The 10,555-nt window shown below is 71.6% G+C and carries 8 protein-coding genes; all 8 read right to left on the bottom strand.

The window, feature by feature from the left end:
* Positions 1–50 precede the first annotated feature (50 nt).
* Positions 51–1,244, bottom strand: coding sequence for an alpha/beta fold hydrolase (locus ACIRFH_RS19580; protein WP_403522183.1), 1,194 nt, complete (start codon positions 1,242–1,244; stop codon positions 51–53).
* Positions 1,225–2,175: a chlorinating enzyme gene (locus ACIRFH_RS19575; RefSeq protein ID WP_403522181.1), complete on the bottom strand. Its 951-nt coding sequence runs from the start codon at positions 2,173–2,175 to the stop codon at positions 1,225–1,227. Before ACIRFH_RS19575 ends, ACIRFH_RS19580 begins: the two co-directional genes overlap by 20 nt.
* Positions 2,172–4,052, bottom strand: a complete 1,881-nt coding sequence (locus ACIRFH_RS19570) for an amino acid adenylation domain-containing protein (RefSeq protein WP_403522179.1) — start codon at positions 4,050–4,052, stop codon at positions 2,172–2,174. Before ACIRFH_RS19570 ends, ACIRFH_RS19575 begins: the two co-directional genes overlap by 4 nt.
* Positions 4,049–5,062, bottom strand: a complete 1,014-nt coding sequence (locus ACIRFH_RS19565) for a DUF6039 family protein (RefSeq protein WP_403522177.1) — start codon at positions 5,060–5,062, stop codon at positions 4,049–4,051. The genes ACIRFH_RS19570 and ACIRFH_RS19565 overlap by 4 nt, the downstream gene beginning before the upstream one ends.
* A 93-nt stretch (positions 5,063–5,155) precedes the next feature.
* Entirely contained in the window at positions 5,156–7,588 is a 2,433-nt protein-coding gene (fabD, locus tag ACIRFH_RS19560) for an ACP S-malonyltransferase (protein WP_403522175.1), read from the bottom strand.
* Positions 7,585–8,391 (bottom strand): enoyl-CoA hydratase-related protein, encoded by an 807-nt coding sequence (locus tag ACIRFH_RS19555; protein ID WP_403522225.1) that lies wholly within the window; start codon positions 8,389–8,391, stop codon positions 7,585–7,587. The genes fabD and ACIRFH_RS19555 overlap by 4 nt, the downstream gene beginning before the upstream one ends.
* Positions 8,388–9,623, bottom strand: a complete 1,236-nt coding sequence (locus tag ACIRFH_RS19550; RefSeq protein ID WP_403522173.1) for a hydroxymethylglutaryl-CoA synthase family protein — start codon at positions 9,621–9,623, stop codon at positions 8,388–8,390. The genes ACIRFH_RS19555 and ACIRFH_RS19550 overlap by 4 nt, the downstream gene beginning before the upstream one ends.
* On the bottom strand, positions 9,624–10,505 hold the full coding sequence (locus ACIRFH_RS19545) for a DUF6039 family protein (RefSeq protein WP_403522171.1): 882 nt from the start codon (positions 10,503–10,505) through the stop codon (positions 9,624–9,626).
* Positions 10,506–10,555: the final 50 nt, after the last annotated feature.

Here is a 10,555-nt window from a genome sequence, read left to right as displayed (position 1 = left end):
TGCGTCCTTCTTCGCGGCACGGTACGGGGTGGGGCGCGTGGGTGGGGACCTCAGGTCCGTGCGGGGTGCCGGGCGAGGAAGGCGGCCGTGCGGCCCAGCAGATCGGCCGCTCCCCGGAAGAGCGAGAGGTGGTCCCCGTGCGGCCGGATCCAGGACTCGGCCCGGTCCAGGTGCTCGGCGACCCACGCGGATCCCGCCGGGTGGGCGGTGCTGTCGTCCGTGCTCGTCACCACGAGCGCCGGCGCGGTCACCGCGGAAACGTAGGGGCGCACGTCGGTGCCCATGATCGCTCCGTTCAGCGCGCAGTAGCGGGAGAACAGTCCGACGGTGGCGTACGGGTAGAGCACCAGGTGGGCGAGGTCGGCGGGGACACTGCCGCTCATCGTCCGGCACAGCATCCCGTGAATGGCCGCGGCCGGGGCCCGGCCCTCGTTCACCATCGCCATCAGGGCCTGCAGATTGCGCTGGTGCTCGGTCTTCGGGCCCTCGGGCCCCAGGTCGAAATCACCGTGCCACAGGCTGAGCGAGGCAACCCGCTCCGGATGCAGCGCGGCCGCCGCCACCGCGAGCACCGCGCCGCCGCACAGACCGATGACGTGGGCCCGGGCCATCCCGGCGCTGTCCATGGCCGTCACCAGGTCGGCGCTCTGCTCCGCCACGTCGTACGTGCCGGGCGCCGCCGCGCCCGGGGGGCCGGGCAGGCCCCGGCTCTCCCACGTGACCACGTGGTGGAAGGGGGCAAGGCCGCGCATCCACCACTCGGCGAGACGCGCGGGCATCCCCGGGGCGGAGGCCAGCACCACCGCCGGGAGACCGGGCCGGCCCGCCGTGTGGATCCGCAACGGTGTCCCGTCGGGCGCCTTGGCGGTGAGCCGGGTGCCGAAGCCGTCGAAGTCGTCGGCGACCGCGGCGTCGACGATCCGGTCCACCTCGGCGGGGTCGTCCGGCTCCCCGAGGAGGTCGTCGCGCACCGGCCCGGTCAGGCCGAGCCGCTCGCCGACGATCCGCGGGAACGTCTCGGGTTCCCCGCCGCCCGCCGTACTGCGCAGATCGAGCTCCGGCAGGGCGAGCCGGGCCGTGATCCGCCGCAGCAGCCTGTCCGCCGCTTCACCTCCGTGGTCGCAGGCGACGGGCACGGGGGCGGGCAGGACGTCCAGCAGCGGTCGCAGGGACAGCGCCGCACGGGCGAGCCGGGCCACCGGCTCGCCCCGCACAGCGGTCCCGTCAGCGGACCCGGAAGGCATGGCCCCGGGTGGTGCGGTCGGTCAGCCGGTTGTGCCCGTAGGCGTCCTGTCCCGCGACGACGACGGCGCCGTAACGCTCCAGCGAGACGGAGCCGCCGTACTCCTCGATGACCTCGGTGTCCGGGTAGACGCGGACCGACGGGGGCACGTAGCGCGCGGCGAAGCCCATCCGCATCCGGTCGCTCTTCCCGTCGTGCGGGTGGGAGGCGTGCATCAGCGTGGACCAGAACATGATCGCCTCGCCCGGCTTCATCACCATGGAGACGGCCTTGGACTCGTCGGGGACGAACCCGGGGTCCTTCTGGAGCTCGCGGTAGTCGTAGCCGAAGAACCCTCGCCTGACGCCCTGCTTGCTCTCCTGGTTGATGCGGTCGGGGTCGTAGTGCATCCGCTTGGTCTCGTCGTAGTTCATCTGCTGGTGGGTGCCGGGGATGAACTGCAGGCAGCCGTTCTCGACCGTGGCCTCGGTGAACGCCGTCCACACCGTGATCGTCCCGCCGAACTCCTTGTGCTCGTCCGGCCAGCGGATCTGCGGGGTGCCGGACGCGTTGGCGAAGGTGTCGGCCTGGTGCCAGTCGGTGCCCTCGTCTCCCGGGTACTTGGGGAAGAACTCGGTGCGCCAGCACAGGACATCGGGCCCCAGCACGCTCACGACCCGGTCGACGATCCGCTCGTGGCACACATGGTCCGCCAGGAAGGACGAGTCCAGGTGGCGGTCGTAGTTGGAGATGTTGGTGTTGCCGGACGCGGCGCCCTCGTCGCCGTACACCGCCATGGAGCGGTCCATGAGGTTGAGGCGCTCGCGCCGCCAGCTGCCGATCATCTCCTCCGGCTCGTAGACCTTGAACGGCCCGAAGTAGCCGTTGGCCCGGAAGCTCTCCAGCTCCTGACGGGACAGCGTGTGTACGCGGTTCTCTCCGGAAACGGTCACTTCCGCTCCTTAGCGGTGGTGTCGTGGGTGGTGGTCCTGCCGTCGGCCCGGTGCGCGACGCGCTCCTCCACACACGCGGCGATGCGCGCGATCGTGGCCTCTCCGTCCAGTTCGCCGCCGGTCAGTTCCAGCCCGAAGTGCTCGTTGACGCCGGCGATGATCCGTACGAAGGCCAGGGAGGTGGCTCCCACCTCGAAGAGGTCGGTGTCCGGGCCGGGTGTCCGCGCGTTGCCGAGGACCTCGCCGACGACGGCCGAGACCACCGCCCTTGTCCCCTCCGCCTCCTGCGGACCGCCCGCGGAAGGCCCCGCGTCACCAGGGGGGTGCTCCAGCAGCCGGCGCAGCGCGGCGCGGTCGGTCTTGCCCTGGGGGGTCAGGGGGATCGCGTCGGCCACCCGGTACTCCGAGGGCCTCAGGTGGCGGGGCAGGACGGTCGCGGCCAGCTCCGCGAGCCGTTCGGGGAGGGCATCGCGCTCCGCGGCGCCGGTCTCGCTTCCTGGCACGACGAAGGCCGCCAGGCGGACGTCGCCGTCGCCGTGGTCGTGGTCGACCACCACCGCCGCCGTCACCGCCGGGTGGCCCAGGAGGCACTCCTCGACCTCGTGCGGTTCGATGCGGTAGCCCCGTACCTTCAGCTGGTCGTCGTTGCGGCCCAGGTAGCGCAGTTCGCCCTCGGCGGTGCGCACGGCCAGGTCGCCCGAGCGGTAGCAGCGCACGGCCGGGGCGCCGCCGAGGGAGCGGGTCACAAAGCGCTCGGCCGTCAGTTCGGGGCGGTTGAGGTAACCGCGCGTCACGCCCGCTCCGGAGACCCAGATCTCACCCGGCTCCCCGTCCGGCACCGGGCGCCCCTCGGCGTCGAGCAGCCACACGTCGAGATCGGGCAGCGGTACGCCGATGGGGCTGTGCCCCGGCTCCCGCAGATCCGCCGTGCGGATCTCGCGGTGCGTGACGTGCACACAGGTCTCGGTGATGCCGTACATGTTGACCAGCCTGGGCCGCTCGTCGCCGTGGCGGTCCAGCCAGCCGGCCACCTCGCGGACGTCCAGCCGCTCCCCTCCGAAGACCACCAGCCGCAGGGCCAGAGCCCCGTCCCGGCGCCCGGCGGCGGCTTCGTCGGCGGCGGCCAGCTGCCGGAAGGCCGAGGGCGTCTGGCTGAGGACGGTGACCCGCTCCGCGGCCAGCAGAGCGAGCAGGTCGGCGGGGATCCGCGTCGTCTCCTGCGGTACGACGACGAGCCGGCCGCCGTGCAGCAGGGCGCCCCAGATCTCCCACACGGAGAAGTCGAAGCTCACCGAGTGGAAGAGCGTCCAGACATCCTGCGGGCCGAATCCGAACACCTCGGCCGAGGAGGTGAAGAGCCGGACGACGTTGCGGTGCTCGACCAGCACGCCCTTGGGCTGCCCGGTGGAACCGGAGGTGTGGATCACGTACGCGAGGCTGTCGTCCCCGAGGGCGGCCGGCGTCGTCTCTGGGGCGCCGTGCCCGTCCCCGGGGGCGGTGATCGGCACGATCTCCGCCGCCGTCCCGTCCGGAAGGGCCCGTGCGGCACGGTCGGTGGCGGCCACGACCGGCACCTTGGTGTCGTCCAGCAGGTGACCGAGGCGGGCCGGCGGGTAGTCGGGGTCGAGCGGGACGTAGGCTCCGCCCGCCATGAGGATGCCCAGTACGCCGACGACCAGTTCGGAGCCGCGGTGCGCGCACAGTCCGACGAGCGTCCCGGGGGACACCCCGGCTTCGGTCAGCCGCGCCGCCAGAGCCCTGGCGCGGGCGCCGAGTTCGGCGTAGGTGAGCTCGCCGTCGGGGGCGGTGACCGCCGTCCGCTCGGGCGCCTCGCGCACGCGGTCGGCGAAGATCTCGTGCAGGCAGCGGCCGTTCACCGTGACGCTCCTTCCCCGCCGGGGGCCGTCCCCGCCGACTGCCCGGTCTGCCTCTCGGTGGCGTACAGGCCCCAGTGGTGGGGAGTGAGCGCGGTGTCCAGGTAGCTGCCCTGCACGAACATCTTGGCCCAGGTGACGCCCCCCTTCTCGGGAGCGCGCTCGCGGAAGAAGATGTCCCGCACGCTCTCGTTCTGCACGTGCAGCTGCAGCAGCCTCTGGTAGGTGCTCAGCGACCGCATGTGGATGAGCCAGTGGATGCGGTCCATCGGGCCGAAGGCCTCCTCGTAGAGGAGGACCGTGGCCTCGCCCGCCAGATTGTCGTTGATGGCCTCCGCCGCCTCGCGCGCGAACTGGCGTGCCTCGGACCTGAAGTCGTAGAGGATCTCGGCCGTGCGGTGGATCAGGATGCCCGCGTTGCCCGAGTGCAGCAGCAGATCGTCGGGCTGCGTGGTCTGATGGCGGGCGGGCGGCAGGATCACCTCGGTGCCCCGCCGCCGGTACACCTCGCTCTGCCGCTCCAGCTCGCCGTCGGCACGCGTGCCGTACATCCCCCAGAACTGGGGCAGCAGCACCGTCTCCCGCAGGGTGCCGTCGAGGAACATCCGGTGCCAGCCACCGCCGCCCTTCTCGTCGGCGATCCACTGCCGGCCGAACAGCTCCCGGTAGTCCTCGTCGAGGCTGCCCATCCGGACCAGGGTCTCGTACTGGTCCATGGACTCCAGGTGGATCAGCCAGTGGACGAGGTCCTTGGTGCCGAAGGTCTCCTCGTACACGAAGACTCCGGCGATCTCCTGGTACCTGGTGTTGATGTACTCGGCCAGTTCCCGGGCGAATCGACGGGACTCGGAGTGGAACTCACTGCGCACCTGCGCGGTACGTTCCACGATCATTCCGCTGTTGGCCGAGTGGAGGAGCTTCTCGGCCGAGACCGATGTCTGGTACTGAGCCGACGGAATTATCCGATCCGGCCCATCGACCCTTTCGGCTCCAGAATTCTTTCCAGCGCTCACAAAACCCCCTGCCCGGACAAGCCAACGACCGCCGACTGCATTTCATGAAGCTTGCTCAGGACGTTATTCACGGGAGAATTCGATGGCTGCTCACTATTGCGCACCCTCGGAACCGGCCGCGTTCTCGCGAGTCGGCGAGGGCTCGTCACCGGCCAGTTGGCGCAGGCGGTCGGTCAGCACGTCGGCCGCACCGGTCATCAGGCGCTTCGCTATCACGTCCACATGGCGCCGGCGCCAGTCGGCCAGTTCCGTTCCGGCGACGAACCGGTTGAACGCGCCCATCGCCGGACCGCAGTGGATCTGGTAATTGACGCGCTCCTCGGGATCCCCCCTCAGGGCCGCCCGGGTGGAGTGCACGAAATACCAGCGGAAGACCAGGGCCATCCGGTGCCGCGGATTCGCCTCGGCGCGCGCCAGCTCGTCGGGGCGCGTCGCGGCGAGGTAGCGCGCCGTCTCCCGCCAGACCTCGTCGAGCGGGCGGCCGAAGCACTGGTCCTCCAGCGACCGCCGGGTGGCCTCCTCCAGGTCCTCCAGCGATCCGTGCCGCTGGTAGAGCTGGTACAGCTTGTTGGCGCGGGCGGCGAACAGCGTCCCCCTGCGCACCACCTGGACGCGTGCCCCCAGTTCGAACATGTCGCCCGCCGGCGCGTACGTGGTGTCCTGCACGCCGATCCGGGCCAGCAGCCGCTTCACCTCGTCCGCGGTGCCCGCTTCCGGGGAGCACTGGTTCACCGAGCCGGTCAGCACGAAGTCGGCGCCCATCAGGAACGCGGCCGCCACCGCCTCGGGCGTGCCGAGTCCGCCGGCCGCGCCGACCTTGATGCGCCACGGTCGGCCGTGGGCCGCCGGTGCGGACTCCCGCAGCCGGGCGATCGTGGGGAAGAGGGTGAGCGCGGCCCCGCCGTCGGTGTGCCCGCCGGAGTCCGCCTCCACGCACAGGTCGCCGCTGACCGGGAGTTCCCGGGCGATACCCGCCTCCTCGGCGGTGAGGCGGCCGTTCGCCACGAGCCCGTCCAGGAGCGCGCTGGGAGCGGGGGCGGCGAACGCCTCGGCGACCTCCGGGCGGGACACTTTCGCCACCACGTGCCGCCCGGCCACCGGGCGGCCCTGGCGGTCGCGGTGCGCACCGCTGAAGCGCAGCCGCACGAGTGCGGGGGTGATCCGGGCGAACCCCGCCGCCTCCACGAAGCGCACCTCGTGCCGCAGGAGGAGGTCGGCCAGCTGCTCCTCGCGGGCCGGATCGTCCGGCGTGTGCAGCAGATTGGCGCCGTACCGCCGGTCCGGGCCTGATTCCCGGGCCAGCAGGCGCAGCGCCGCGTCGACCTCCTCCGTGCGCAGTCCGCCGGAGCCGAAGAAGCCGAGCAGGCCGGCCCTTCCCATGCGCAGCACGAGGTCGGTCGAGGAGATGCCCTGGTACATGGAGCCGGCGAGGTAGGCGTAGCGGATGCCGTAGTCCCGGCGGAACTCCGCACTCCCCAGCCGTTCGGCATCGAAGCGCACAAGCGGGTGCTCCCGCGCCATGGGCTCGGGGCTCCCCGCTCCGCCGACGCTCCGGCTCACCGGCGGGGCGACGGCGGGCGCCACCGGTAGGGCGCCGGACGGGACCGGTACCGCGCCGGATGCCGCAGGCACCGCCCCGGACGCCGTCCCTGCCGCGTCGTGCTCGCGTCGGGCCGTGCGCCACAGGTCGGTGAGCACCGTGCCGGGTCCCTGCTCGGTCACTTCGCGGGTGCCGAGGTCCAGCAGGTGGCGCATGGTGCGGGCCCACTGGACGGGTTCGGCGATCTGCCGGACGAGTGTCCCCGCGACGTCGGGCCCGTACGGCCGTGCGGTCGCGTTGGCGATGACCGGTGTGTCCGGCTCCCGGAGGCGGAACCGGGCCACGAAGTCGGCGAAGCCGTCCGCAGCCTGACGCATGTAGCGGGAGTGGAAGGGGGCGCTGACGTTCAGCGGCACGCTCCGGGCGGCACGCTCCTCCTTGAGCCGGGCGGCCACCTCGCCCAGCGCGTCCAGCGGACCGGCGAGCACCACCTGTGTCCCGGTGTTGTGGTTGGCGACGTCCACGGCCACGGCCCCGTACCGCTCCAGCACTTCGCTCACCTCCGCAAGCGACAGCCCCACCACCGCGAGCATCCCGCCCCCGATGCAGCGCGCCATCAGCTCGCCCCGCCGTTGGACCAGTCTCACCCCGGTCTCGAAGTCGAAGCAGCCGGCGGTGAACAGCGCGGCGTACTCTCCGAGGCTGTGCCCGGCCAGGACGCCGGGCGGCGCGGCCCCGTCCGCACGGGCCGCCAGGGCCGTGAGCGCCTCCACGACGAACATCGCCGGCTGGGCGTACCTCGTGTCGCGCAGCAGCCCCTGGGGATCGCGCAGGCACAGGTCCGCCACCGAGAGCCCGAGGATGCCGTCCGCCGCCGCCACGTGCTCCGGGAACCGCCCCAGGACATCGGCACCCATCCCGCGACGCTGCGAACCCTGTCCGGGAAAGAGCCAGGCGTGCACCGCAACCCCTTCCTCGTCCGTCATGGACGGTCCGCCGAGAACCTCGTGGCCGCCTGCCCCGACGCGAACTCCGCGATCCTCCGGCGGACCGCGTCGGAGGACATCAGGCGAGCGAACTCGCCGACCGCGTACTCCCGTGTGCCCTCGTCGACGATCCACAGGCGGCGCATGTACCGCTTGAGGTCTCCGACAACGGCCTGGTCGAACCTCGACGCGCGGAAGAGCAGACGGCGCAGGGAGGGCCACGCGTCCTCGGTGACCTCGTCCACCAGCCGGCACCGCTCGGCCTCGACGGCTCCCACCGGCAGGGTGCTCAGGGCCATCGTGTGGGCCCGCTGGAAACCGACGCGGCGGATGAGGAAGGGGAGGACGGAGCAGGGCATCAGTCCCCACAGCGCCTCCGGGAGGCTGAACTGGCTCCGTCCGGTCGCGTAGACGAAGTCGCACGCCGCCACCAGTCCCACACCGCCGCCGACGACCTGGCCGTCGACCCGGGCGACCACGATCCGGCCCACCGAGGTCAGCCGTTCGAGCAGGGCGTAGTACTCGGTGCCGCCCCGGCTCGCGTCCGGGCCGCCGGCACCGGTGCCGGCGGCGTCGTACAGGTCCATGCCGCTGCAGAAGGTGCCGCCTTCCGCCTCCAGCACCACCAGACGGCAGTCCTCGGTGCGTTCGGCGAGGTCGAGGGCCACGCCCAGTTCGGCGAGCAGGGTGGCGGTGATGCTGTTCTGCCGCTCGGGCCGGGTGAGCCGGACGGTGAGCATTCCGCGGTCGTAAGCCAGGCTCAGCGTCTCGTGGGCGGTCATGCCGGAGCCGCCGGGGGTCATGTCCACCGGTACCTCCGGTGGAAGTCCCGGATCTCGTCGAGCACCAGCAGGCCACACCCTTCGAACCTGCTCTCGTACACCTCCGCGTAGGAGGCGGGGTCGAACACCTGGTCGCGGACTCCGCACATCCGCTGCGCGGCGCCGTCGGCGATCACCTCGTACTCCGCCATCGTCAGCGGGTGGCGGTCCTCGATGGCACCCGCGATGTCCATGGCCGCGAGCTCTTCGGCCGCCCCGGCGGGCACCACGCCGCTGTAAAACTCCGAAGCGCACCCGGAGCCGTAGGAGAACATGCCCACCCTGCGTGCGCCGACGTCGGGCCCGTCCTGGTCCACCAGGGAGCACAGGGCGAGGTACAGCGCGGCGGAGTAGACGTTGCCGACCCGTGTGCAGTAGGCGAGCGAGGCGGCGGTACGGCGCTCGAAGTCGGCCTCGACCTTCTCCGCGGACCAGCCCTTGAGCCGGCGCAGCAGGGTGCGGTGCGCGCCCTTGACCATGCCGGCGAACGGGGTGTGCAGCACCAGGCGGTCGAAGGTCTCGGCGATGTCCGCGCCGACGACGCGTTCCGCGTAGTGCCGGTAGCTGTGCTCCAGGCAGGTCATGTAGGACAGCAGCGACAGGTCGGAGTCCCCGGCCTCCAGATCGGGCCGGGGACGGAGGGTGTCCATGACCTCGTAGCTGTGGAAGCCGCTGGCGCCGGCGTCGAGGGCGAGGATCCGCGGCCGGCTGCCGACGACCATGGCAACCGCGCCCGCCCCCTGCGAGGGTTCCCAGTAGGTGTCGCGGGCCGCCGCGCTGGCGGCGTCGGCGGCCACGACCAGCGCCTTCGCCTCCGGGTCGCTCCCGGCGGACAGGATGCCGGCGGCGGTCCGCAGCGCGGCGGTGCCCCCGTAGCAGGCGTGCTTGGTCTCGAACGAGCGGCAGCGCCTGCCGAGTCCCAGCGCGTCGTGGACGTAGGTGCTCAGCGGCTTGCCGAAGTCCAGCCCGGACTCGGTGCCGACGACGACCAGTTCGATGCGGTCCCGCTCGTCGGGGGTGAGGGCGTCCACGAGCGGCCTGGCCGCGTTGACGGCGTTGGTGACCGCGTCCTCGCAGGGCAGGTTCACCGACTTCTGGCGCATCATCAGGTTGCCGAACCGCCGCATGTCCAGACCGCGCGCCTCGAACAGGGTCCGGGTGTCCAGCGAGGCCCTGCCGACGTAGGCGTTGATCGCCTCGATCCCGACGTCCATTCAGCTGCCGCCCGCCGCACCCGGGTAGTGCGGCACCAGCACGGTGTCCTGGAACGTGCCGTCGAGGAACATCCGCCCCCAGTTCCCTCCGCCGTGGCGGTCGGGGACCCACTGGGCGGACAGCAGTTCGCGCAGGCGGGCGTCCTCGGCCTCCAGTTCCACGATGCGCCGGTAGTCGTCGAGCGTGCGCAGATGGATCAGCCAGTGCAGGCGGTCTTGCTTGCCCCACTGCTCCTCGTAGAGGAAGACCGTGGCGTGTCCCTCCAGTCGCTCGTTGACCCGGGCGAGCCATTCCATGGCGAATTTCCGCCCCTCCTTGCGGAGCGCGAACCTCACCTGGCCGGTTCGGTGGACGACGACGCGGGCGTTGGCGCTGTGCAGCATGTTCTCGGGGGACTGCCCGGTCTGGAAGCGGGCCGGCGTCGCGAACAGGCCGTCCAGCTCCTGGCCGTCGGCGTGGGTGAAGCCGTGCTGGGGGACGATCACCTTCTCCTGGAACGACCCCTCGACGAACATCCTCTCCCAGTTGCCGCCGCCCCGGTCGCTGAGCCGGTCGGAGGTGGAGACCTCCTGGAACTCGGAGTCGTGGTCCACCATTTCCAGCAGCCGCCCGTAGTCGTTGGGCGCCCGCATGTGAATGAGCCAGTGCATTCTGTCCTGTACGCCGAACAACTCCTCGTACAGCAGAGTCGTCGCATAGGGATGCAGCGACTTGTTGGTGAAGAACTGGAGATCCCGCGCGAAGGAACGGGCCTCCTTGCGGAATTCGTAGGAGATCTGGCCGACTCGGTGGATTATCAAGCCCGCGTTCGCCGAGTTGAGCAACTCCTCGGCGGGATGGTCGACCTGCTCTGCGGCCGGTGGGACGAAAGACCACGCCATGTTGTCGAAATCCCTTCCCGCACGGCTGTCCGGCGGACGCCGGACAGCCG

The organism is Streptomyces sp. NPDC093586, assembly GCF_044764905.1.
Taxonomy (GTDB): domain Bacteria; phylum Actinomycetota; class Actinomycetes; order Streptomycetales; family Streptomycetaceae; genus Streptomyces.
The sequence above is the reverse complement of the archived record's forward strand: the minus strand, read 5'-3'. Positions and strand labels throughout refer to the sequence as shown.

Coding starts and splice junctions, on each gene's coding strand:
- fabD (WP_403522175.1), bottom strand. CDS start 7,588: ATGACGGACGAGGAAGGGGTTGCGGTGCACGCCTGGCTCTTTCCCGGA.
- ACIRFH_RS19555 (WP_403522225.1), bottom strand. CDS start 8,391: ATGACCCCCGGCGGCTCCGGCATGACCGCCCACGAGACGCTGAGCCTG.
- ACIRFH_RS19545 (WP_403522171.1), bottom strand. CDS start 10,505: ATGGCGTGGTCTTTCGTCCCACCGGCCGCAGAGCAGGTCGACCATCCC.
- ACIRFH_RS19550 (WP_403522173.1), bottom strand. CDS start 9,623: ATGGACGTCGGGATCGAGGCGATCAACGCCTACGTCGGCAGGGCCTCG.
- ACIRFH_RS19580 (WP_403522183.1), bottom strand. CDS start 1,244: ATGCCTTCCGGGTCCGCTGACGGGACCGCTGTGCGGGGCGAGCCGGTG.